This window comes from Limnohabitans sp. Bal53, assembly GCF_003063355.1.
In the GTDB taxonomy this organism is placed as follows: domain Bacteria; phylum Pseudomonadota; class Gammaproteobacteria; order Burkholderiales; family Burkholderiaceae_C; genus Limnohabitans_A.
The window spans coordinates 819,565-842,461 of the sequence record NZ_NESH01000002.1 but is presented as its reverse complement, the minus strand read 5'-3'; the positions used below and the strand labels follow the sequence as shown (position 1 = coordinate 842,461).

27 protein-coding genes are annotated in these 22,897 nt (G+C 60.6%); 11 read left to right on the top strand and 16 right to left on the bottom strand.

The genetic code is table 11. The features are described from left to right. The first annotated feature begins 77 nt into the window (after positions 1–77). From B9Z50_RS08935 to B9Z50_RS08915, 5 genes are all read left to right on the top strand, one after another. Positions 78–881, top strand: coding sequence for a FadR/GntR family transcriptional regulator (locus tag B9Z50_RS08935; RefSeq protein ID WP_108363367.1), 804 nt, complete (start codon positions 78–80; stop codon positions 879–881). Beyond that, positions 878–1,447 (top strand): TRAP transporter small permease, encoded by a 570-nt coding sequence (locus B9Z50_RS08930; RefSeq protein WP_233249814.1) that lies wholly within the window; start codon positions 878–880, stop codon positions 1,445–1,447. Before B9Z50_RS08935 ends, B9Z50_RS08930 begins: the two co-directional genes overlap by 4 nt. Next, positions 1,444–2,742 (top strand): TRAP transporter large permease subunit, encoded by a 1,299-nt coding sequence (locus tag B9Z50_RS08925; protein WP_108363363.1) that lies wholly within the window; start codon positions 1,444–1,446, stop codon positions 2,740–2,742. Before B9Z50_RS08930 ends, B9Z50_RS08925 begins: the two co-directional genes overlap by 4 nt. A 36-nt stretch (positions 2,743–2,778) precedes the next feature. After that, entirely contained in the window at positions 2,779–3,786 is a 1,008-nt protein-coding gene (locus B9Z50_RS08920; protein WP_108363361.1) for a TRAP transporter substrate-binding protein, read from the top strand. Between the two features lie 87 nt (positions 3,787–3,873). Further along, positions 3,874–5,067 (top strand): mandelate racemase/muconate lactonizing enzyme family protein, encoded by a 1,194-nt coding sequence (locus tag B9Z50_RS08915; protein ID WP_108363359.1) that lies wholly within the window; start codon positions 3,874–3,876, stop codon positions 5,065–5,067. Between the two features lie 291 nt (positions 5,068–5,358). On the opposite strand, the gene B9Z50_RS08910 is transcribed toward B9Z50_RS08915, so the two are convergent. From B9Z50_RS08910 to B9Z50_RS08885, 6 genes are all read right to left on the bottom strand, one after another. After that, positions 5,359–6,108, bottom strand: coding sequence for an SDR family oxidoreductase (locus B9Z50_RS08910; RefSeq protein ID WP_108363357.1), 750 nt, complete (start codon positions 6,106–6,108; stop codon positions 5,359–5,361). 40 nt (positions 6,109–6,148) lie between these two features. Beyond that, complete coding sequence (locus tag B9Z50_RS08905) at positions 6,149–7,189, bottom strand: L-idonate 5-dehydrogenase (RefSeq protein WP_108363355.1); 1,041 nt, start codon at positions 7,187–7,189, stop codon at positions 6,149–6,151. 21 nt (positions 7,190–7,210) lie between these two features. Further along, positions 7,211–7,978, bottom strand: a complete 768-nt coding sequence (locus B9Z50_RS08900; protein ID WP_108363353.1) for a glucose 1-dehydrogenase — start codon at positions 7,976–7,978, stop codon at positions 7,211–7,213. Between the two features lie 78 nt (positions 7,979–8,056). After that, positions 8,057–8,395 carry a hypothetical protein gene (locus B9Z50_RS08895; protein ID WP_108363351.1) on the bottom strand — a complete coding sequence of 113 codons (339 nt, stop codon included), beginning with the start codon at positions 8,393–8,395 and terminating at the stop codon, positions 8,057–8,059. Between the two features lie 19 nt (positions 8,396–8,414). Beyond that, a complete protein-coding gene (locus B9Z50_RS08890; protein WP_108363349.1) occupies positions 8,415–8,939 on the bottom strand; it encodes a gluconokinase in 525 nt (174 codons plus the stop codon). A gap of 16 nt (positions 8,940–8,955) precedes the next feature. Further along, positions 8,956–9,915, bottom strand: coding sequence for a 2-hydroxyacid dehydrogenase (locus tag B9Z50_RS08885; RefSeq protein WP_199221698.1), 960 nt, complete (start codon positions 9,913–9,915; stop codon positions 8,956–8,958). A gap of 186 nt (positions 9,916–10,101) precedes the next feature. Between B9Z50_RS08885 and B9Z50_RS08880 the strand changes: the two genes are divergently transcribed. Continuing rightward, positions 10,102–11,142 carry a LacI family DNA-binding transcriptional regulator gene (locus B9Z50_RS08880; RefSeq protein WP_108363345.1) on the top strand — a complete coding sequence of 347 codons (1,041 nt, stop codon included), beginning with the start codon at positions 10,102–10,104 and terminating at the stop codon, positions 11,140–11,142. A gap of 136 nt (positions 11,143–11,278) precedes the next feature. Beyond that, positions 11,279–11,662, top strand: coding sequence for a hypothetical protein (locus tag B9Z50_RS08875; protein ID WP_108363343.1), 384 nt, complete (start codon positions 11,279–11,281; stop codon positions 11,660–11,662). Between the two features lie 40 nt (positions 11,663–11,702). Here B9Z50_RS08875 and pdxH read toward each other — a convergent pair whose 3' ends face one another. After that, positions 11,703–12,335, bottom strand: coding sequence for a pyridoxamine 5'-phosphate oxidase (gene pdxH / locus B9Z50_RS08870; RefSeq protein ID WP_108363341.1), 633 nt, complete (start codon positions 12,333–12,335; stop codon positions 11,703–11,705). 125 nt (positions 12,336–12,460) lie between these two features. After that, positions 12,461–13,075, bottom strand: coding sequence for a gamma-glutamylcyclotransferase (locus tag B9Z50_RS08865; protein WP_108363339.1), 615 nt, complete (start codon positions 13,073–13,075; stop codon positions 12,461–12,463). A 52-nt stretch (positions 13,076–13,127) separates the two neighbouring features. Here B9Z50_RS08865 and B9Z50_RS08860 point away from each other — a divergent pair, with 52 nt between their 5' ends. Further along, on the top strand, positions 13,128–13,364 hold the full coding sequence (locus B9Z50_RS08860; RefSeq protein ID WP_108363337.1) for a hypothetical protein: 237 nt from the start codon (positions 13,128–13,130) through the stop codon (positions 13,362–13,364). Position 13,365: 1 nt separating this feature from the next. On the opposite strand, the gene B9Z50_RS18070 is transcribed toward B9Z50_RS08860, so the two are convergent. Next, on the bottom strand, positions 13,366–13,497 hold the full coding sequence (locus B9Z50_RS18070) for a hypothetical protein (protein WP_255418363.1): 132 nt from the start codon (positions 13,495–13,497) through the stop codon (positions 13,366–13,368). 36 nt (positions 13,498–13,533) lie between these two features. Here B9Z50_RS18070 and edd point away from each other — a divergent pair, with 36 nt between their 5' ends. Beyond that, the gene (gene edd / locus B9Z50_RS08855; RefSeq protein ID WP_108363335.1) at positions 13,534–15,375 is read left to right on the top strand and encodes a phosphogluconate dehydratase; all 1,842 of its coding nucleotides are present in this window, start codon (positions 13,534–13,536) and stop codon (positions 15,373–15,375) included. Next, positions 15,366–16,001 (top strand): bifunctional 4-hydroxy-2-oxoglutarate aldolase/2-dehydro-3-deoxy-phosphogluconate aldolase, encoded by a 636-nt coding sequence (eda, locus tag B9Z50_RS08850; protein WP_108363333.1) that lies wholly within the window; start codon positions 15,366–15,368, stop codon positions 15,999–16,001. Before edd ends, eda begins: the two co-directional genes overlap by 10 nt. Positions 16,002–16,644: 643 nt before the next feature. Here eda and B9Z50_RS08845 read toward each other — a convergent pair. After that, positions 16,645–16,932 carry a GIY-YIG nuclease family protein gene (locus B9Z50_RS08845; protein ID WP_108363331.1) on the bottom strand — a complete coding sequence of 96 codons (288 nt, stop codon included), beginning with the start codon at positions 16,930–16,932 and terminating at the stop codon, positions 16,645–16,647. A gap of 188 nt (positions 16,933–17,120) precedes the next feature. On the opposite strand from B9Z50_RS08845, the gene B9Z50_RS08840 reads away from it, so the two are divergent. Continuing rightward, entirely contained in the window at positions 17,121–17,342 is a 222-nt protein-coding gene (locus B9Z50_RS08840) for a hypothetical protein (protein ID WP_108363329.1), read from the top strand. Between the two features lie 60 nt (positions 17,343–17,402). On the opposite strand, the gene B9Z50_RS08835 is transcribed toward B9Z50_RS08840, so the two are convergent. From B9Z50_RS08835 to fliG, 6 genes are all read right to left on the bottom strand, one after another. Continuing rightward, a complete protein-coding gene (locus B9Z50_RS08835; RefSeq protein ID WP_146183186.1) occupies positions 17,403–17,837 on the bottom strand; it encodes a hypothetical protein in 435 nt (144 codons plus the stop codon). 21 nt (positions 17,838–17,858) lie between these two features. Next, the gene (locus B9Z50_RS08830; protein WP_108363325.1) at positions 17,859–18,881 is read right to left on the bottom strand and encodes a hypothetical protein; all 1,023 of its coding nucleotides are present in this window, start codon (positions 18,879–18,881) and stop codon (positions 17,859–17,861) included. 163 nt (positions 18,882–19,044) lie between these two features. Beyond that, a complete protein-coding gene (locus B9Z50_RS08825; protein ID WP_108363323.1) occupies positions 19,045–19,494 on the bottom strand; it encodes a flagellar export protein FliJ in 450 nt (149 codons plus the stop codon). A 19-nt stretch (positions 19,495–19,513) separates the two neighbouring features. After that, positions 19,514–20,833 (bottom strand): FliI/YscN family ATPase, encoded by a 1,320-nt coding sequence (locus B9Z50_RS08820; RefSeq protein WP_108363321.1) that lies wholly within the window; start codon positions 20,831–20,833, stop codon positions 19,514–19,516. After that, entirely contained in the window at positions 20,830–21,768 is a 939-nt protein-coding gene (locus tag B9Z50_RS08815; protein WP_158270652.1) for a FliH/SctL family protein, read from the bottom strand. The genes B9Z50_RS08820 and B9Z50_RS08815 overlap by 4 nt, the downstream gene beginning before the upstream one ends. Continuing rightward, complete coding sequence (gene fliG, locus B9Z50_RS08810; protein WP_108363317.1) at positions 21,761–22,891, bottom strand: flagellar motor switch protein FliG; 1,131 nt, start codon at positions 22,889–22,891, stop codon at positions 21,761–21,763. The genes B9Z50_RS08815 and fliG overlap by 8 nt, the downstream gene beginning before the upstream one ends. Positions 22,892–22,897 lie beyond the last annotated feature (6 nt).

Here is a 22,897-nt window from a genome sequence, read left to right as displayed (position 1 = left end):
ACTGAGCCTAGGGTTTACCAGAATCCGCCTCAGGTATTCAATCATCATATGATAGGTCGATCGAAAGCTGTATTTTCATGACGAACAATTTCCACAAAAATTCTCTTGATTTATTGGGCCAGGCCATTTTGTCTGGTCGGTATGGGGTGGGCGCAAGCCTGCCGCCTGAGCCTGTTTTGTGCGAAGAGCTGGGTGTGAGCCGCACGGTGGTGCGCGAAGCCATCAAGTCTTTGGTAGCCAAGGGGCTGCTGTCCACTGGCCCCAAGGTAGGCACCCGCGTTATGCCCGATGCGCACTGGAACTGGTTTGACCCCGATGTGGTGGCCTGGCAAGCCCGCTGCGGCCTGACACCCGAATTTTTGAAAGACTTGCAAGAGCTGCGCCGTGTGGTGGAGCCTGCCGCTGTGCGCTTGGCCGCCGAGCGGTCCACGCCCGAAGACATTGCCCATATAGAAGCTGCTTATGCCGGCATGAAACAGGCGGTGGAGGAGGGCGGCGACTATGTCACACATGATTTGCGTTTTCATGAAGGTTTGCTGCAGGCCTCGCACAACCGCATGTTGGTGCAAATGAGCAAAGCTCTCAATGCCTTGCTGCGTACCAGTTTTGAGATTTCCACCCGCAACCAGGACAGCAGCAAGACGTCCTTGCCTTTGCACCGTGCTGTGCTCAATGCGGTCATTGCCCGTAACCCGGGCAAGGCCGAGCGGGCGGTCATGGTCTTGATCGAGGGGGCTCGGCAAGACATCGAGCAAGTGCTCGCTTCTCGCCGCAAATTGCCGGTGGTCTCGGGCGTGGCCACGCCCCTCAAAACAAAAAAGCGGCCAGTCCAACAAGCCACCAAGAGAGTCACCAAGAAGGCCACTAAGGAAGTGGCTTGAGCCGTAAATCACCCATGCAAACCGCCATCAACGCTTTTTTCAAACTGCTGGAGTTCCTGGTCGTGGCCTGCCTGGTGGCCATGGTCATCATGGTCTTTGGCAACGTGGTGCTGCGCTACGGCTTCAACTCGGGTATTTCCATCTCGGACGAGATGTCGCGCTACTGCTTCATCTGGCTGACCTACATCGGTGCCATGGTGGCCATGCGCGAAAAAGGCCACTTGGGCGTGGACACCCTGGTGCGCCGCTTGTCACTGGGCGGCAAGAAGTTGTGCTTTTTCTTGAGTGAAATTTTGATGCTGGGCTGCAATGTGCTGTTCTTTTGGGGCACCTGGAAAATGCACGACTTGCAGGTGACCAACATCTCGGTGGTGGTGGGCATCTCCATGATCTGGATTTACGGCATTGGCTATGTCACGGCCGCCGTCATGGGCATCATGAACCTGCACAAACTGGTCCTTTTGCTCACCGGTCGGCTTTCCGAGTCGGACCTGGTGATGGTGGTCGAGTCGGAGGACAAAGTGGCGCTGGCCGAGATCGAACCTGAAGTGCGAGGCCGCGCATGACCATCGCCGTCTTTGTTTTCAGCTTGCTTGCGGCCATGGCTTTGGGCATGCCCATCGCCTATGCCTTGCTGGTGTGCGGCCTCAGCCTGATGGCTTACATGGCCAGCAACGGCATGATCCACGCCTTTGACAGCCAGATCTTGGCGCAGCGTTTTGTCGATGGCGCGGACAACTTTCCCTTGCTCGCGGTGCCGTTTTTCTTGTTGGCGGGTGAGTTCATGAATGCGGGTGGCCTCAGCCGCCGCATCGTCAACCTGGCCATGGCCTGGGTTGGGCATTTCAGGGGCGGTCTGGGTTATGTGGCGGTGATGGCGGCCGTCATCATGGCCTCACTGTCCGGGTCGGCTGTGGCAGACACCGCTGCGCTGGCGGCCTTGTTGATTCCGATGATGAAGCGGGCCGGTTACAACGTGGGCCGCTCGGCCGGTTTGATCGCCTCGGGCGGCATCATCGCGCCGGTTATTCCCCCATCGATTGGTTTCATCATCTTTGGCGTCGCGGCCAACGTGTCCATCACCAAGTTGTTTTTGGCCGGCATTGTGCCGGGCATTTTGATGGGGGCGGCCGTGGGCTTGACATGGTGGTGGCTGGCCAAGCGCGAGAACGTGCAGCCCGCGCCGCGCATGCCGATGTCTGAAAAACTCAAAGCCACACGCGAAGGCGTTCTGGCGCTGGGCCTGCCGGTCTTCATCATTGGCGGCATGAAGTTTGGTGTGTTCACGCCCACCGAGGCTGCCGTGGTGGCAGCGGTCTACAGCTTTGTCGTGGGCGCATTCATTTACCGTGAGTTGCAGTGGTCCAAGTTGTACAGCCTGACCTTGGCAGCGGGCAAGACCACCTCGGTCATCATGTTTTTGGTGGCAGCCGCCATGGTCAGCGCCTGGCTCATCACCGTAGCCAACATCCCTGCCGAAGTGGCCCGCCTGATGGAGCCGCTCATGGGCAACAAGACCTTGCTGATGCTGGTGTTGATGCTGCTGGTCATTGTGGTGGGCACGGCACTCGACTTCACACCCACCGTGTTGATCCTGACGCCGGTGTTGATGCCCTTGGTCATCAAGGCTGGCATTGATCCGGTTTACTTTGGTGTCATGTTCATCATCAATAACGCCATCGGATTGATCACGCCACCCGTGGGCACCGTGCTCAACGTGGTTTGTGGTGTGGCCAAGATCAACATGGACACAGCCTTCAAAGGTGTCATGCCTTTCTTGCTGGCGCAGTTGGGCGTGCTGGGCCTGTTGATCGTTTTCCCTTCCATCGTCATCGTGCCGATGAAGTGGATGCTGAGTTGATTTCGTAACCCTGTGTTTTTTATAAAGGAGACATGCATGTTGAAACGCAGAAATTTGGTGACCCTGATCGCGGGCACATTCCTGGTGGCATCGAGCGCCATGGCGCAGTTTGCCGACCGCAACATCAAGTTCACCAACGGTGTGAACGAAGACCACCCGGTGGGCGTGGGCGTCAAGAAGATGCAAGAAGTGCTGGCGGCCAAAACCGGCGGCAAGATGAAGATCACCGCTTTCTGGGGCGGCGCTGCGGGCGGTGACTTGCCAGCCACGCAAGCTCTGCGTGCTGGCACGCAAGAGATGGTGTGCACCTCCAGCTCGCCGCTGGTGGGCATTGTGAAAGAGTTGGGCGTGTTCGACCTGCCTTTCCTGTTTGCCAATGAGAAAGAGGCCGATGCCGTGCTCGACGGCGCAGCGGGCAAGTACTTCAATGCCAAGCTTGAAGCTGCTGGTCTGGTGAACCTGGCCTATTGGGAAAATGGTTTTCGCAACCTCACCAACAGCAAGCGCCCTGTGACCAAGCTGGAAGACTTCAGTGGCGTCAAAGTGCGCGTGATGCAAAACAACATCTTCCTGGACACCTTCAAGACCTTGGGCACCAACGCCGTGCCCATGGCTTTTGGCGAGGTGTTCACCGCCTTGGAAACCAAAACCATTGACGGTCAGGAAAACCCCTTTGTGACCATTGAAACCTCCAAGTTCAATGAAGTGCAAAAGTACCTGAGCGTGACACGCCACGCCTACACACCGTTCCTGATTTTGTACAGCAAGAAACTGTGGGACCAGCTCAACCCGCAAGAGCAGGCCGTGCTGCGTGAAGCGGCCATGGAAGGCCAGAAAGTCCAACGCGCCGCCAACCGCACTTTGAACGAGAAATCCCTGTCCAGCCTGAAGACCAAGGGCATGCAGGTCAACGAAGTGAGCGCGGCCGAGCAAAACCGCATCCGCGCCAAAGTCGCTTCGGTGTATGACAAGCACAAGGACTCGATCGGTGCGGACGCCATCAAGGTGGTGCAAGACGAGTTGAAGAAATCTCGCGGCGGTTGATTCACCGCACTCAGCCTTTTTGCTGAACCCACAAGCTCCACAGCCCACCGCTGTGGGGCTTTTTTAACGACTGAAATCGGTGCGGCCATGAAAATCACGCAACTTGAAACCATCCGCCTAGGCGAATTTCCCAACATCATCTGGGTGCGCCTGCACACCGACGAGGGCCTGGTGGGCTTGGGCGAAACCTTCATGGGCGCGCAAGCGGTCGAAGCGTATTTTCATGAGTGGGTCGCTCCTAAATTGGTGGGCCAAGACCCGCTGGCCATCGAATCGCGCCAACGTGACATCACCGGCTATTTGGGCTGGCGTGGGTCCGGTGTGGAAACGCGTGGCAACTCGGCGGTGGACATTGCGCTGTGGGACATTTTTGGCAAAGCCGCGGGCATGCCGGTCTACACCGCGCTGGGCGGTAAAAGCCGTGATGAGATTCGCGTGTACAACACCTGCGCGGGGTATCAGTACATCCGCAGCAATGTGAACCAGACCAGCAGCAACTGGGGCCTGGGCAACAACGCAGGGCCCTACGAAGACTTGCAAGGCTTTTTGCACCGTGCGGACGAGGTGGCCGAGTCGCTGTTGAGTGAAGGCATCACCGGCATGAAAATTTGGCCCTTTGATGTGGCGGCAGAAAAGTCGCACGGCCAGTACATCAGCCCGCAAGATCTGAACACGGCGCTGGAACCTTTCCGCAAAATCCGAAATGCGGTGGGCGACAAGATGGACATCATGGTGGAGTTCCACAGCCTGTGGCGTTTGCCGATGGCGCAAAAGATTTCACGCGCCCTGCAGGAGTTCGACACCTTCTGGCACGAAGACGCGATCCGCATGGACAGCCTCGACTTGCTCAAACAGTACGCGGTGGACTGCAAGGCCCTGATTTGCGCGAGCGAGACGCTCAGCTACAAGTGGGGCTTCAAGGATTATTTGCAAACCGGCGTGGCAGGTGTGGCCATGCTCGATTTGAGCTGGTGCGGTGGCTTGACCGAAGCGCGCAAGATCGCTGCCATGGCCGACGCCTGGCAGTTGCCTGTGGCACCGCACGACTGCACCGGTCCTGTGGTGTGGGCCGCATCGACTCACTTGTCTTTGCACGCGCCCAATGCCTTGATTCAAGAGAGTGTGCGGGCCTTTTACAGCGGCTGGTACAAAGAGTTGGTGACCGAGTTACCGCAAGTGAAGAACGGCATGATCAGCCTGAACGACAAGCCAGGTTTGGGGCTGGAGCTGCTGCCCGATCTGCACCAGCGGGCTGATGCGGTGGTGCGGGTGAGCCGATAAATTTGAGGCTGCAGTGTTTTGAGGGCAGCGATCGCGGTCAGAGACCGCTCCCACAAAAGCGCGCAATGTGGCTCAGACGGATCACTCCTCTTGTAGGAGCGGTCTCCGACCGCGATGCATTGGGGCGTGCTGTTCGCGGTCAGAGACCGCTCCCACAAAAGCGTGCAATGTGGCTCAGACGGATGGCTCCTCTTGTAGGAGCGGTCTCCGACCGCGAGCATTGGGGGCGTGATGGTCGCGGTCAGAGACCGCTCCCACTCACACAAGGTCTGCAGGCTTGATGGGTTGGGATCAGCCACGCCCCACAAACGGCATGTTGGTGGCCATGACGGTGGTGAACAAGATGTTGGCCGACAAAGGCAAGCGGGCCATGGTCAGGAAGGTCTCGACCACAGCGCTCATGTCCATGCGGGGCTCGGCCTTGATGCTCAGATCGGCCTGGTGCACGCCCGAGGCCATTTTGATGGTCATGTCCGAGGCCACGTTGCCGATGTCGATCTGACCGACCGCGATGCTGTAAGGGCGGCCGTCCAAAGACGCGGCGCGGGTCAGGCCCGAGATGGCGTGTTTGGTGGCGGTGTAGGCAATCGAGCCGGGGCGCGGTACATGGGCCGAGATGGAGCCGTTGTTGATGATGCGCCCGCCCTGCGGACTTTGCTCTTGCATCAGCTTGAAGGCGTACGACAAGGTGTAGAACGCGCCGTTGAGGTTGATGTCCACTGCACGGCGCCATTCGTCGCCCGACAGGTCGCCCGGCAAGGTGTAGGGCAGGGAGATGCCCGCATTGTTGAACACCAAGTCGAGACGGCCAAAGCGCGCGCGGATTTGCTCAAACAGCGCTTTGACTTCGGGTTCTTTGGACAGGTCGGTTGGGATGGCGTGCGCGTGGCCAGCGTTGGCACCTGCTTCAGCCACGGCTGCTGCCAGCGCATCGGCGCGGCGGCCGACCAGAACGACTTGCCAGCCTTCCTTGAGAAGGGCCAGGGCGCAAGCTTTGCCAATGCCGGAGCTGGCGCCTGTGACGAGAGCGATTTTGGACATGTTGTGAAATTCCTAAAGGGGTCTTGAAAAGCGGTGATTTTCAGGCGTTTTGAAAAGAAATCTGTACTTTGAGCGACTGGGTTTTGTCGGCGGCCAGATCAAAGGCTTCGATGGCGCGGTCCACCGGCAAGATGCCGGTGATCACCGGTTTGCCGTTGACCAGGCCTTCATTCAAAAAGCGCACGGCCGTGGCGAATTCGGCGTGGAAGCGGAAGGTACCGCGCAGGTCCACTTCTTTGGCCACGATTTGTGTCATGGGCAGGCTGATGTCACCCCCCATGCCCACGGTGATCAGCACGCCACGCGGCACGATGGTGTCCAGACCCACGCGCAAAGCGGCTTCGCTGCCCGAGGCTTCAAACACCACATCAAACTGCCCCTTGTCCACCTTGTAGGCGTCCAGCGCTTGGGGTTGGGTCTTGAGGTTGATGGTCTCGTCTGCACCCATCTCCTTGGCGCACTTCAGGGGCAAATCGGCGATGTCGGCGGCCACGATGCGGGCGGCACCTGCACGGCGCAAAGCGCCAATCAAGAGCGAGCCAATCGGGCCGCAACCGGTCACCAGCATCTGTTTGCCCAAAACGCTGCCCGCCCGCTGGATGGCGTGCAGGCCCACGGACAAAGGCTCGGCCAGCGCAGCTTCAGACAGGCTCAGGTGGTCGGCAATCGGGTGGGCCTGGTAGCCCTCAATGATCAGCTGCTCGCTGAAGCCCCCCTGGATGTGCGGGAAGGGCATGGCGCTGCCGTAAAAACGCATGTTCAAACAGTGGTTGTGCTGGCCCGCCTGACAAAAGCGGCAGTGACCGCAGGGGCGCGAAGGCGAGATGGCGATGCGCTGGCCTTGGGGTATGCCGCTCACACCTGCACCCACACCATCCACCACACCCGAAATCTCGTGGCCCAGCGCAATCGGCTGCTTGATGCGCACGGTGCCAAAGCCGCCATGCTGGTAGTAATGCAGGTCCGAGCCGCAAATACCGCCGTAGGCCACATTCACGCGCAGTTGGTGTTCGCCCAAGGCGGGCAGTTCGGTCTCTTCGATGCGCAGGTCTTGGGCCGAGTGGCAGACAACGGATTTCATGGGAGGTTCCTCGCAAAAACTTCAAAGGGTGGCAGTCACGCCGCCGTCAACGTAAAGGATATGGCCATTCACAAAGCGCGAAGCGTCTGAGGCCAGAAAGACGGCCGCGCCGCCCAGGTCTTGCACATCGCCCCAGCGGCGGCTCGGTGTTCGGCCCACCAGCCAGCTGCTGAAGGCCGGGTCGTCCACCAGTTTTTGGTTCAATTCGGTCTTGAAGTAGCCCGGACCAATGCCATTGACGTTGATGCCGAACTGCCCCCAGTCGATGGCCATGCCTTTGGTGAGCATTTTGACCGCGCCTTTGGTGGCGGTGTAGGGCGCGATGCCGGGGCGACCCAGCTCGCTTTGCACCGAGCAGATGTTGATGATCTTGCCGCGACCGCGCGGAATCATCTTTTTGGCCACCGCCTGGCCCACGAAGTACACGCTGTCCAGGTTGGTTTTCATGATCGTGTGCCAGTCGGCATCTTGGTATTCATGCAGCGGACCACGAATCTGCATGCCCGCGTTGTTGACCAGGATGTCGATGGGCCCTTGGGCTTCGATCTGGTCGACAGCCGCACGCACACTGTCGGCATCGGTCACATCAAACACCGCCGTGCTGACCGACAAGTCGTGAGCCCTCAAACTCTGCGCAGCGGCTTCGACTTTGCTGGCCGTGCGGCCGTTCAGGACGACGTGTGCGCCGGCTTGCGCCAGCGCCTCGGCCAGTGCCAAGCCAATGCCAGCAGACGAGCCGGTGATCAGGGCGCGGAGGCCATTGAGTTGGAAAGTGTCAAGAATGGTCATGTTGGAACCCGTACTGCCATGGATGGATGCGTCACAAGGTGAAAGACTTCATCACCAGGTCTAGGCCGTGATCGTTGCTCAATCGGTGGGCAGCGCGTATTCGTCTGCGCTGAACACGGTGTGGAACACGGTGCCATCGAACATGGCAATCATGTCTTTGGACACTTCTTTGCTTTTCATGCGCACCTCGGAGGCCAGGGCGATCTCGATCGCCTCGCGGCTGGGGTAACGCACGGCCAGCACCATGCCAAAGTGGGGGTCGGCCACATCGCTTTCGACCTGGCGCAAGACGCGCACTTCTTGTGCGCCCGGAAAGCGGGTCCACAGTGGCACCAGGTTGTCGCGGATGTAGCGGTTGAAAGCGTCCTCCATGCCTGGTTTGACTTGACCTTGGAAAAATGCGCAGCGGATGAACATGTGGGGGCTTTCTTAACAATCAGAGGGCAGGGTGCAGGCGGCTGTGCAAGGCATTGAGCGCTTGCGCGACCATGTCTTGAACGGGGTCGGTGATGGACAGGTGAATCACGTCGGTTTCATCGGCCTGGGGTTTTTCGAGGGTGCGGAACTGGCTGTCGAGCAAGCCCGGCTGCATGTAGTGATCCACGCGTTGGCGCATGCGTTGTTCGATCAAATCGAAGTCGCCATCGAGAAAGACAAAACACACATCGCCCGCTTGTTCGCGGATGCGCTCGCGGTAGACTCGTTTGAGCGCCGAGCAGGCCACCACGCGACCTGGCCCTTGCGCTTGTGCGAGGTAATGGCCAATGCGGTCCAGCCAGGGCCAGCGGTCGGCGTCTTGCAGGGCAATGCCGGCGCGCATCTTGGCCACGCTCTCAGGCAGGTGCAGGTCATCGCCATCCACCATGTCCAGGCCCAGGCGTTCGCCCAAGGCGCAGGCCATGGTCGATTTTCCGCAACCAGACACTCCCATGACGATCAGGCGCAAAGGCGAGGTGTTCATGACGTTGGACCGCAGATCACTTCACCATCGCTTTGCACTCTGGCACGGGCGTGCGCAAGGGCTGACCAGAAATACCGGCTTGCATGTTGGCAAAAGCCAAATCGGCCATGGCTTGGCGCGTTTCGGTGGTGGCACTGGCCATGTGCGGCGTCAGCACCACGTTTCGAAGGCTCCACAGCGCCTCGGGTACATGGGGCTCGTTGGCAAACACATCGAGGCCCGCGCCCGCGATGGTGCCGTTTTGCAGGGCGGCGATCAGCGCCTCTTCATCGACCACGCTGCCGCGTGCGACGTTGATCAAGAAACCGCGTGGGCCCAAGGCCTTGAGCACCTCGGCGTTGATCAGGTGCTTGGTGCCTGCGCCGCCGGGCGTGATGGCCACCAAAAAGTCCACATTCGACGCGAGCGCGGTCGCTGATGGGTAAAACTGGAAACCCGAATCGGGTTTTTCGCTGCGTGCGGTGTAGGCGATGGACATGCCGAATGCGCGCGCCCGTTGCGCGATGGCCTTGCCAATGCGGCCCAGACCCACGATGCCCAGGCGTGCGCCCGAGACCTTGCGGCCCAAGGCCATGGGGCCGCTGGTCCATTGGCCTGCACGCACAAACTGGTCTGCTTGCGGGATGGCTCGGCCCACGGACAACACCAGGCCCAGGGCCAGATCGGCCACATCGTCGGTCAGCACATCGGGGGTGTGGGTGACGGGAATGCCGTGCTCGATGGCGGCGGGCACATCCACGCCGTCATAGCCCACACCAAACACAGCCACCACTTTGGCGTTCGGCAGCTGCGCGAGCAGACTGCGCGGCACGCTGGCCTCGCCCGTACCGGCGACACCCACGATGTGGGGGGCCAAGGCGGCAAAGGCGGCCGGGTCGGTCACATGGGTGCGGTCGTGCACGGTGTACAGCGACTCCAGGGCTTTTTGGTAGAAGGGGTGCAGTTTGGCCACGGCCAGCACATCGGGTTTGGACAATTCACAACTCCTGATGGTCAATTTTGGACAGCGCTGTCCAAAAGGGTTAAAAAAAAGCAACCCCAGTCGAACGCCTTGGATTTGGCGGGATTGGGATCATCCGCTATGGGCCAGATTTATCTTCAAAACCAGCGGGATAGCGCTATCCTATAGACCCCCTGACCCAGCACTTCTACGGATAAACCCTTGCCCAGTCCGCTTGCTCAGCCCCGAAAACACCGCGCTTCCGGCCGCGTCACCCTGAGCGATGTGGCTCGCGCTGCCGGTGTCAGCCCCAGCACCGTCTCGCGGGCGTTGCGTGGCGAACGGGCGGTGGACCCGGCTCTGATCGAGCGCGTCACAGCCGTGTCGGACATGCTCGGCTACGTGCCGGACCCGGCGGCCCGGGCGCTGGCCTCGCAGCGCAGTGACCATGTGGGCATCTTGATCCCGCTGCTGTCCAATGCCTTGTTTGTGGACCTGCTCGACGCCGCGCAAACCAGTTTCCGAGCGGCCGGTTACCAGACCCTGATGGGCGTGACGCACTACAGCCCCAGCGAAGAAGAGCAACTGCTGCGTGAGCAATTGCTGCACCGCCCGGCGGGTTTGCTGGTCACCGGGCTGGACCACAACCCGGCTACTCGCCAGTTGATGGCCCGCAGCCAGGTGCCCTGCGTGCACCTGATGGATTTACCGGCCAGCGATGGTGAGGCCTTGTATAGCGTGGGCTTTCGGCAAACCGATGCCAGCGTTGCCATGACGCGCCACCTTCTCGCCAAGGGGCGCCGCCGCATCGCATTTGCCGCGGCGCAGCTCGATCCGCGTGTGATGCAGCGTCTGTATGGCTGGCGTCACGCCTTGCAAGAAGCGGGTGTGTTCGACCCCGCACTCGAATTCCTCAACCCCGCACCCTCATCTCTGGCATTGGGCGGCTTGATGTTCGAGCAAATCATGCAGCAGCGCCCGGCCGTGGACGCCATCTTCTTTTGCAACGACGACTTGGCCCAAGGCGCTTTGTTGGCGGCCCTGCGCATGGGCATTTCGGTGCCGCAGCAAGTGGCAGTGGCCGGGTTCAACGACCTGACCGGCAGCGACCAAATGTTGCCCACCCTGACCACCGTTCGAACACCGCGTGCGCGCATCGGCCAGGCCGCCGCCGAGATGCTGCTGAGCTTGATGCGTGGCCAAGAGCCTGAGGCACCCCAGCTGGATTTGGGCTTCGAGATCGTGCAGCGGCAAAGCAGTTGAAGCACTGGCCGCGTTGTCAGCGTGGGCTAACTGGCACAGTGATCAGGCAGATGAGGGGCTCGCTCAAGCTCAAGCGGTCGATGTTCTGGGCTCGGCGACAATCGGGGCTTGTTGTTTTTGAAATAAGGCCTCGGCCATGCAAGCCCTGAAAAAAGTCATTCTCTTCACCGACACCGATGGGCGCGCTCGTTTCCGCGACGAGGAAGTGCCGCTGACCGAAGGCACACCGCAAAGCCGCTTGTCGGCCCTGATGTCAGCCAACGCCTGCCAGTTGCGCCAAAGTCCGGTGGGCTTTCGCAGCAGCTTTCACTGCACGGGCCATCCGCAGTGGCTGTTTGTGCTGGGTGGGCAAATGGAGATCTTTTTGCAAGACGGCAGCTCGCGAACCTTTGGCCCCGGCGAGTTCTTTTATTCGGCCGACACGCTGCCCGATGGGACCACGTTTGACCCTGCAGTGCATGGTCACTGGAGTCGCCAGGTCGGACCCGACCCTTTGGTGACCCTGTTTGTGCGTGACTGATGATTGGCGCATCGTCGCGGCAGTCTAAAGAAGCCGGACCTCAAGGCGCCAAACGTTCGCGCAGCCAGCTGTTGCCCTCTTGCGTGTAACGCAATCGGTCGTGCAAACGGCTTTTGCGCCCTTGCCAGAACTGCCAGTTGTCGGGCACCAGGCGGTAGCCGCCCCAGTGCGGCGGGCGTGGGGGTTGCAGCATGAATTGCGCTGCGTATTTGGCAGCGTTGGTCACCAGCACTGTGCGCCCGTCGATCACCTGGCTTTGCGGTGAAGCCCAAGCCCCGATACGCGAGTCCAGTGGACGGCTGTGGAAGTAGGCGTCGCTTTCTTCGTCGGAGACCTTTTCCACCCGGCCTTCGATGCGCACCACACGCTCGAGTTCAACCCAGTGAAACTGCAAAGCTGCAAACGGATTGCCTGCCAGCTCTTGCCCCTTGCGGCTGTCGTAGTTGGTGTACCAGACGATGCCGCGTTCGTCATACCCCTTGATCAGCACCACCCGCGTGCTGGGTCGCAGGTTGCTGGCCACGGTGGCCAGTGTCATGGCATTGGGCTCGGGTACTTCGGCGGCGATGGCCTCCTGCAACCATTGGGCAAATTGCTTCAAGGGGTCGGCGTGGGAGGCATTTTCATTGAGCTCGGCTTTTTCGTAGCTCTTGCGCAGGTCGGCGATGTTCATGGCGGCAAGTATAGGGATTTGGCCTTTTGGTGTTTTGCGCCAGCGCAATACCGAGGTCCTTGAGCCCATGGACGCTCAGCGTCCTGTTTGGCACGGCTGAGTCATCTCCCTATCACGCTCAACGTTCAGTCGGCGTGGCGCAGCAGTGCGGCCAGCGCCCGGTCTTCGATGCCATGGGCTTGCAGGCTCTCGTAGGTTTGGCGGGCATAGTCCAGCGTGGTGCCAAATCGCCCGTAGGCCTGCTGAAAAATTTGCCGGTAGGTCGCTGGGGGCAACTGGCCAGTGAAGCTGGGGCTGCTGCGCGGCAGGGTAAAGGCCAGCGCTTGAACACGGCCTTGCGGCGTGTTGCAAGGCAACCAGCTGGGGGTGTAAACGTCCATGGGCATCTCCCTCTCCCACAGCCGCACCAGGACCTCGTCGGCCTGGTTGCGGGCCACCCGGTAGGCCACACCCTGACAGCTGCCGCCGGGCAACAAGGCAAAGACCAGGCCCGGGCACTCGGGGCTGCCGCGGTTGAGCCGGCTCCACATTTTCAGGGCCCGGTGCCAACCCCAGACGCGGCTGATGTGCTGCTCCTGGGCCTCGAATTCAGGCCGCCACAAAAGTGAGGCATAACCAAACACCCACAAGTCCCGGCCCGCCGTTTGTGCGCGAAACTGGTCGAGCAAAGTGCTCTGAAATGCCGTAGCACGGCCAGCTGCGGTCGGCGCGTTGGGTGCATCGGCAGGTGTGTCAGTCATATGCAATTGGGCCCCATTACGATCTGCCCACTATTTTCGGAGAAAAAAACCCATGTCGACCCCTCAAGATGACAATCAACCCGTAGTTTGGACCGTTTTGGTGGCCGTGATCGTGCTGGCCGTGGGCTTGGCCGTCGGTTTTGGCATAGCCAAGAGCAAAAAAGCTGCACCGGCAGCGGCCCCTGTGGCGACGGCACCCGCTGTTGAAGCCTCCGCCCCTGCGGCAGATGCTTCCGCACCTGCAGCTGACGCTTCGGCTCCTGCGGCAGATGCCTCTGCCCCCAAGTGATTCAGCCCAGACCGTGCTGAAAACCCGCTTCGGCGGGTTTTTTTTCGCCTGTTGTGGGGCAGCCTGCCGCTTGTACCCAATCTGTAACCGCGCCAGCACCCCGAAATGCAGGATCGCGGTTACCATCGGTCATGTAATTTAGTTACCACGCCGATTGCGGCGTCAAAACATGACACTCCATCCGACTTTGGCCGCTGTGACCGCCCGCATCACCGAGCGCAGCCGCCCGACCCGACAGGCCTATTTGCAGCAGGTCGATGCCGCCGCCAACCAAGACCCTGGTGCCCAGCGCTTGGGCTGCGCCAACGTGGCCCACGCTTTTGCCGCCATGCCCGAAGGCGACAAAGCACGCGCCACGGCACTCGACAAAATCAAAGTCGTGGCCCCGCGTGCACCCAACATCGGCATCGTCAACGCCTACAACGACCTGCTGTCGGCCCATGCCCCGCTGCAGCACTACCCTGACCTCATCAAAGACGAAGCCCGCAAACTGGGTGCGACGGCCCAGGTGGCCGGGGGCGTGCCCGCCATGTGCGACGGCGTCACGCAAGGCACACCGGGCATGGAGCTGAGCCTGTTCAGCCGCGACGTGATCGCCATGGCCACCGCCGTCTCGCTCAGCCACGACGTGTTTGATGCCGCCTTGATGCTGGGCGTGTGCGACAAGATCGTGCCCGGTTTGCTGATCGGCGCATTGCAGTTTGGCCATTTGCCCACCGTGTTTGTGCCGGCTGGCCCGATGACCAGTGGCCTGTCCAACAACGAAAAATCCAAGGTGCGCGAACAAGCCGCACTGGGCCAGGTCGGCCGCCCTGAACTGTTGGAGGCCGAGTCCAAGGCTTACCACGGCGAAGGCACCTGCACCTTTTATGGCACGGCCAACAGCAATCAAATGCTGCTCGAAGCCATGGGCCTGCATGTACCCGGCACGGCCTTCATCAACCCGGGCGAGGGCGTGCGTCAAGAACTGACCCGCGAAGCGGCCCGCACCGTGCTGGATCTGGTCAAGGCCAAAAACTTCACGCCGATTGGCCGCCTGGTCAACGAGCGCTGCATCGTCAATGCCATGGTCGCCCTGCTGGCCACGGGCGGCTCCACCAACCATTTGATCCACTGGGTGGCAGTGGCGCGTGCGGCGGGCATCGTGATCGACTGGGATGACTTCTCGGCCTTGTCGGATGTGGTGCCGCTGCTCACCCGCGTGTACCCCAACGGCAGCGCCGATGTGAACCAGTTCCAGGCCGCTGGCGGCCCGGGTTATGTGATCCGAGAACTGCTCGATGCGGGCCTGATGCACGCCGATGTGCTGACGGTGCGCCCCGGTGGCCTGCGTGAATTCACCCGCATCCCATCGGCCCAAAACGGCCAGCTGGTTTGGCATGACGCGGGTGTCAGCCAAGACGACACCGTGGTGCGCCCCGCGACCAGCCCCTTCAGCGCCACTGGCGGCCTCAAGCTCTTGCAAGGCAATCTGGGCCGCAGCGTGATCAAAATTTCAGCCGTGCCCGAAGAACTGCACACCATCGAAGCGCCAGCCCGGGTGTTCAGTTCGCAAGACGAATTGCATGCCGCGTTCAAGGCGGGTGAGCTCGACCGTGATGTCGTGTGTGTGGTGCGCTGGCAAGGCCCGCAAGCCAACGGCATGCCCGAGCTGCACAAACTCACCCCGCCATTGGCGATTTTGCAGGGCCGGGGCTTCAAGGTGGCGCTGGTCACCGATGGCCGCATGAGCGGTGCCTCGGGCAAAGTGCCCGCCGCCATCCATGTCTCGCCAGAAGCTGCTGCCGGTGGTTCGCTGGCCAAGGTGCAAGACGGTGACTTGATTCGCCTCGATGGCGTAGCAGGCACCTTGCAAGTGTTGGTGAGCGAGGCCGAATGGGCTGCTCGCCCGCTGGCCCAAATGCCTGCCGAGCTGCGCGCCGCCAACGGCGTTGGCATGGGCCGTGAACTGTTTGCCAACCTGCGCCGCAACGCGCTCAAAGCCGAAGAAGGAGCCTGCACATGGCTGTGAATCTGACTGCCCTGCAAGTGATGCAGGACGCCCCCGTGATCCCCGTGATCGTCTTGAACGAAGTGGCCCATGCGGTGCCCATGGCCCGCGCCTTGCTCGCCGGTGGTATCCGCATGCTCGAGATCACCTTGCGCACGCCTCAGGCCCTGGCTTGCATGGAAGCGATTGCCAACGAAGTCGAAGGCGCGGTGGTGGGAGCGGGCACGGTGCGCAGCCCGCATGACGCCGCTGCTGCCGTCAAAGCGGGCGCCCGTTTTGCGGTCAGCCCCGGCTACACCCCGGCGGTGGGCCAAGCCTGCAAAGACTTGGGTTTGCCCTTGTTGCCCGGTGTGGCCACCGGCAGCGAAATCATGATGGCCCAAGAAGACGGCTACACCGAACTCAAGTTCTTCCCGGCCATGCAGGCGGGCGGCCCCGCCATGCTCAAGGCTTGGAGCGGCCCGTTCTTTGACGTGAAGTTCTGCCCCACCGGCGGCGTGACCCAGCAGAACGCGAACGACCTGCTGAGCTTGTCCAATGTGGCCTGTGTGGGCGGCTCATGGTTGGTGCCCGCGGATGCACTGGCCCAAGGCGATTGGGCGCGCATTGAAGCACTGGCAAGAGAGGCCAGCCAGTTGCCGCGATAAAAATCTGGATCGCTTCGTACCTCGCGATGACAGCAACAGGGGGTGGATCGCTTCGTACCTCGCGATGACAGTAGAAAGCAGCGATGACGGTTTTTTCCCGTCATTGCGAGCGAAGCGCGGCAATCCATGAGTCGCTTTGTACCTCGTGGTGACAGTCGAATCGACTGGATTGCTTCATGCCATGCGATGGCAGCAACAGGGGGTGGATCGCTTCGTACCTCGCGATGACGTTAAAAGTGGCGATGACGGTAAAAAGCGGCGATGACTTTTTTTCCCGTCATTGCGAGCGAAGCGCGGCAATCCATGATGCGCTTTGTACCTCGTGGTGACAGTCGCATCGACTGGATTGCTTCATGCCTTGCGATGACAGCAACAGGGGGTGGATCGCTTCGTACCTCGCGATGCCGGTAGAAAGCGGCAATGGCGGTAGAAAGCTGCGATGCCAGTAGAACGCGGCGATGACGGTTTTTTCTCGTCATTGCGAGCGAAGCGCGGCAATCCATGATGCGCTGTGTACCTCGCGGTGACAGTCAAATCGACTGAATCGCTTCGCACCTGGCCATAACAGGCGCAAGGGGTGAGTGGCTTGGTACCGAACCCAAAATCGGAGTCCCAAAAAGCCCCCGGGGCGTCAATTCATGTCCTAAAAAATACCTTCGTACAGGTCTAGCCATTGTGGATTTTTCGCTTCAATCAGTTCAATTTTCTTGAGCCGCGAACCTGCTTTGAGTTGTTTTTCACGGCCAATGGCAGAGACCATGTCACCGTGCATTTCGAACCACACCAGTTGATGCACACGGTACCTGCTGGTGAAGCCTCCGAGGCTGCCATTTTTGTGTTGCCACACGCGGGCGATCAGGTCGCTGGTCACGCCAACATAAAGTGTCCCATGTCGCGAACTGGCCATGATGTAAACACATGCCTGCTTCATATCCTCTCCCTTTTTGGCAAAGTTTGGCAGATTCAAAAAGGGGTGTGAACAGGGTATTTGTGGATGGTTTTGCGCTTGAGTTGGCCGCTCATTTTTAAAAGTGATGTGAAGTACGTGATGGGCGATTTATGCGAATCACCCTGGTGAGTGATGGATCGCTTCGTTCCTCGCGATGACGGGAGAGGGGTATGGATCGCTTCGTGCCTCGCGATGACATGAAAAGGGAGTGGATCGCTTCGCGCCTCGCGATGACGGGGGAGGGCGCGGTGTCGTTTTTTCCCGTCATTGCGAGCGAAGCGCGGCAATCCATGGATCGCTTCGTGCCTCGCGATGACATGAAAAGGGAGTGGATCGCTTCGTACCTCGGGATGACAGCAACACGAGGTGGATCGCTTTGTACCTTGCAATAACAGGATCAGGATTTTCCTGATCTCTGCTTGTGGCGTCTCCAGGTGGGGGATGAGGGGGACTTATTTGTTTTTGAACTGCTCTTTCATCGCGTCCAGCGTGCGCTGAGTGCGGTCGCCTGTGTCGCAATTGACCTGGATGGTCACACGCGGGGCGGCATCGGACCTGCCTGATTCGAATTGAAAGCCTGGGTATTTGTCATTGACCTTGACCAGAATTTTGGCCTTGTTGGTCGTGTTCAGATAGGCCACGCCTTTGACAAAAATGGCTCTTGCGCCATCGGGTTCCGAGACCGCCATGAACGCGTCGTCAATGACCTCACATCGGTTGTCCAGCAGCACCTGCACACGCATGGGTTTGGGTGCGGCGTTTTCTATCATCAGATAAATGCCCAAGCCGCCGAGCACCACCACGGTGATGGCGATCAGTGTGGACCAAAAGGCGGGCGGGATGGCATCCGTTTTGGGGGCAGGGCGCTGGGGTTTTTTGGTGGGCATGGTCAAAGCATCCAATGAATGTTAGGGCGTGCACAGGCTGGTGGTCTTTTTGTCGGCCACAGTTCGCACGCAAAAGTAGTGAATCTCGGGCGACTGGAATTCCTTGATCGACCGCACGATGGATGGGTTGGGCATTTCGGGGGCCATCACACGTTCTTGTGACAAGGCCCACAAACCTTTGTCGCTGCTCACGCCGCCGTTCCAGTTGCCCAGCTCGCTCAGGTAAATGTATTCGCCCACGGTGGGCAGCCTGGCCTGCATGCATTCGCAGGCGTATTGGGCCTTGCGCGGCGAGTTGGTGGTGCCCAACACGTTGCCGGGCGCACCCAGCAGCTCCAGGGTTTTGCCCAAGTGCATGACTTGGCTGGGGAATCGGGTCTTTTGAAACTGGCTGAACACCTGGTAGGCAATTTGGCCCATCACCGACTCGGGCATGCCCCGCGCTTGGTAGTTGAAGGTTTGTCCGGGTTGGGTTTCGATGTGCAGCGTCACCAGCACATCGCCTTTGCAGCCCGGGCTGAACGAATACGTGCCCCAAGCCACGCCTGTGAGGCCGTTGAGTTGGTTGGCTTCCAGGCTGCCTTGTCGATGCTGGGCGCGCAGCACCCGCACCAACTCGTTGAGAGCCGTGGGGTTGAAAAAACCCACTTGCCGCACCCGAGGCTGGTGTTGTTCATAAACCTGGTCCAGCGCGGCCTTGAAGCTGCCTTCCAGCAGCACGTCCATGCCAAAGCCGCCCGTGGCCCGCTGTCGTCCTTGGTCGATCAGGCTGTCCAGAGTCTGCAGCAGCTCTGGCGCTTGTTTGGGGTCTGCCCCAGAACGGATCAAATCGGCCAGCAAGCGGGCCATGTCGCCAGACTGCTGGGCGCGCGTGCGGCCATAGGCGTCCTGGTATTGGCACAGGTCTTGGCCACGCACAAAGGGGATGGTGGGCCACAAAGCCACTTGGGCCGCCGGGGCGAGCCCACACAGCAGCAAAGCAGACAGGCTCAAGCACAGCGTACGCCAGAGTTTGAATTTCAAGAAAATTTTGGGGGTGTTCAACGCATTTTTCCGCAATGATCCTGCACCCTGAAGGCTGATTTTTGTGAAGGCTAGCCCCAAGGCTTGCCTGTTTTTTGATGCGCCATCATAGCCACAAGTGTTGTGGCCGGGCCTTGACGCAGCGCACAGTCTTGTCGCATTGCCTGCAATCATTGGGCTGCAATCAGGTCCCCATGCCCAAGATGAACTGGCGCACACCCAACTCGTCCATTTGCCTTTGTTCGTAGCGCTTGGCGTCTTGCGCCACGGCTTTGGCATCTTGCTCGGCCAGCGACTGCATCTTGTGCAGCTCAATTTCGGCTTTGAGCCTTTTTTGTCGCATTTGGGCCAAGGTGGTTTGGGCTTTGCCCAGGTCCACCACCACGCGCTGCTGCAGATTCAGCAATTGGGCCATGAATTGGCGGTGGTTCATGCTCGCTTGCATGCCCATCACCGGCGCTTGGCTGGCGTGTTCTTGCAAGCGGTATTCGTCGTACAGCTTGCACAGGCGCTGGTGGCTGGCTTCGAGCTGGTCGACCCGGGCCAAGGCCTGAACGATGTCGTTTTGCGCTTCATTGACCGCGTCTTGGGCTTTGCGCACCAGCACGGGCCAGCAGTTTCGGGCTTGTCGCATGGTTTTCTCCTTCGGGGTCTTAGGCGCTCATCAAGGCTTGGACTTCGCGTCGGGTGCTCGCGGCGTCCTGGCTGGTGTGCATGTCTTGTTGTAAAAAATGTTCCATCGATACGCGCAGGCGAATCGCTTGATCCAAGTCGGGGTTGCTGCCCGCTTCGTAAGCACCCACCTGGATCAAATCCTGGTTTTGCTGGTACAGCGACCACAGACGCCGAAAGCGGTTGGCCAGTTTCTGGTCTTCGGGCGAGAGCAGGTTTTGCATCACCCGCGAGACCGAGCCATTGAGGTCAATGGCGGGGTAGTGCGCTGCGTCGGCCAGCTTGCGCGAGAGCATCACCTGCCCATCGAGCGAGGCGCGTGCAATGTCCACGATCGGGTCGTTGGCGTCGTCGCCCTCGGCCAGCACGGTGTAGATGGCGGTGATCGAGCCCACGCCGTGGCGGCCCACGCCTGCGCGCTCAATCAGGTTGGGCAGCAGCGCAAACACCGAGGGGGGGTAGCCTTTGGCGGTGGGTGGCTCGCCCACGGCCAGACCGATCTCGCGCTGCGCATGGGCTACCCGTGTGAGGCTGTCCACCAGCATCAACACGTTCTTGCCCTGGTCGCGAAAGTACTCCGCAATCACATGTGTCAGATGCGTGGCTTTGAGGCGCAGCACGGGCGATTCGTTGGCAGGCGCTGCCACCAGCACCGACTTGGCCAGACCCTCAGGCCCGAGAGACTCTTCGATGAAAGCCTGCACCTCGCGCCCGCGCTCGCCGATCAGGCCAATCACCACCACGTCGGCTTCGGTGAAACGCGTCATCATGCCCAGCAGCACGCTTTTGCCCACGCCAGAGCCGGCCACCAGCCCCAGGCGCTGGCCCCGGCCAATGGTCAGCATGCCGTTGATGGCTTTGACACCCACGTCCAGCACTTCCTTGATGGGGCCGCGCTCCATGGGGTTGATGGGCCGGCCCTGCAGGCTCAGCACGTCGCGGCACTCGGGTGGCGGTTTGCCGTCCAGCGGCTGGCCACGTCCGTCGATGATGCGGCCCAGCAGATCGGGGCCCAAACACACCTGCGAGGTGTGGCTGAGCACGCGCACCTGCGCGCCCGGGCCGATGCCCTGTGGCTCGGTGAAGGGCAGCAAAAACAGCGTCTCGTCGTTGAAGCCCACCACCTCGGCCTCGACCCGGTGACCCATCTGGCCGACGATCTCGCAACACGCGCCCAGCGGGGCCATCAGGCCGCGCGTTTCCAGCCGCATGCCCACCAGCCGCACCAAGGTGCCGCTGCGCTGGGGCTCGGGGGCATGCAGGCCGCCGATCAGCTGGTTGACTTCTTGTTCAAAGTTCATGCGGACATGTCCTCGTCGGGCGCGTTGGCGTCCGTGGCTTTGACATCGGTGTCTTGCACGTCAATCACCTGCCGGTCCCAGTCGCGCTTGGGTGTGCTCTCGGGCATGGCGTCGACTTTGTCTTGTACCAGGCTGGAGCTTTGCATCCAGGCCTCGGGCTGGGGCAGCAGGCGACGCGCCAGCGGCTCCAGGCGGTGTTCGATCAGGTCTTGCACCACGCTGTCTTGCACACGCACACGCACGCTGCCTGGACGCAGCAGGGGGTCGGCCTCCAGCTCCAGGTGGGCCGTGACGGCCTCGCCCATGGCCTGCAGGCGCTTCATGTCTTGGGGGTTCAGGCTGACCTTGATGGGTTGCGCCGGGTGGTCCAGTTGCTGAATGCACGACTGGATCAAACCGCTGATGGCTTGCCCTGATATTTGCAGCTCGGCGCGCACCAGCTGCTCGGCCAGGTGCAAGGACAAGCGTTTGAGCGGCTCAAAAAAGCGCTGCGGGTCTTGGCTGATGCTGCGCAGCTCAATGCCCAAGTGACGGATCAGCTCGCGCTCTTTGGCGCGTTCGGCGTCCAGCTCGGCGCTCAGTTGCTCACGCATCTGGGCTTGGCCGTCGGCCAGACCTTGCTGGTAGGCCGCCACGCGCAAAGCGGTCAGGGCGGATTCGGAGACCAGCGTGTCTTCAGCTGGCGCCGGCTGCGGTGTGTCGCTGATGGGCTCGTCGGATGGCGCAGCCTCCTCGTCGGTCAGCTTGGCGCTGGGCAAAGGCTCGGGCAAGGTCAGGGCGTCGGTCGGCTCGGTGCGATCGGCCACGCGCCAGGGGCCAAATGAGCGCACCTTGGCTTCGTCCCACTGGGTGCGCAAAAAACTGGGGGCCTGGCTTTTGCCATTGAGCAAAGGGTTGGCGCTCCAGCCACCAGTGTTGGCTTGGGCTTCAGACAAAGTCGTCTCCTCGGCCCGCCAGCACCAGCTCGCCCGCATCCGACAACTTGCGTGCCAGACGCATGATGGTCTTTTGCGCGTCTTCCACATCGGTGATGCGCAGGGGGCCTTTGCCCTCCATCTCGTCGATGAACATGACCCGCGCACGCGCCGACATGTTGCCGAAGAACTTTTCCTTGACGAACTCGGGTGCGCCCTTCAAGGCCGTCATCAGCATGTCCGGCTCCACGTTGCGCATCAGCACCTGGATGCCGCGGTTGTCCACACCCACCAAGTTTTCGAAGGTGAACATGTTGTCCTGGATCTTCATCATCAACTCGGGGTCGAGCTGCGACAGGCCGCCCATGATGGAGGACTCCAGATCGACCTTGACAAAGTTCATGATCTTGGCCGCCGCCTTGACGCCACCAAAGCTCGACGACTTGGCCGAGGAGTTGCTGGCGAACTGTTTCTTCATGATCGATTCGAGCTCTTCCATGGCCGACGGTTGCACCGTCTCCAGGCTCGCAATGCGCTGCAAAATTTCGGGGCGCGACTCGGGTGAGAGGAAGTTCAGCACATCGGCCGCCACGTCGTATTCGAGCACCGACAAAATGATGGCGGTGACCTGCGGGTGTTCGTTGCGGATCATGTCGGCAATCGAGCGGGCATCCATCCACTTGAGGATTTCCAAGCCCTTGCTGCCTTGGCCCGGCATGATGCGGCTGAGCACCGACGACGCCTTGTCGTCGCCCAAAGCGCGTTTCATGACCTTTTCGACATAGTCGCCCGTGCCCAGGCCCAGGCTGGTTTGCTTTTTGAGCGTGGCCACAAATTCGTCGAGCACGATGTTCACCGCCTCTTGCGACAAGTCGGCCACCGACACCATGGCGCCGCCCAGCGACTGCACCTCTTTCGGGTTCAGGAACCGGATGATTTCGGCCGCTTGCTGCTCACCGAGCAACAGCATCAGCACTGCCGCACGCTGCGCTCCTGTCAGGGCGTCCAGCTCTTCTTGCAGCTCTTCTGTGATCACAATCGGCGCGTCACCCGTGGCGGATGCCACCACCTTGGTGTCCTTGCCGTCCTTACCTTTGGCATCCTTGCCTTTGGCGTCTTTGTCGGTGTCTTTTTTCGTGGCCATTTTTGT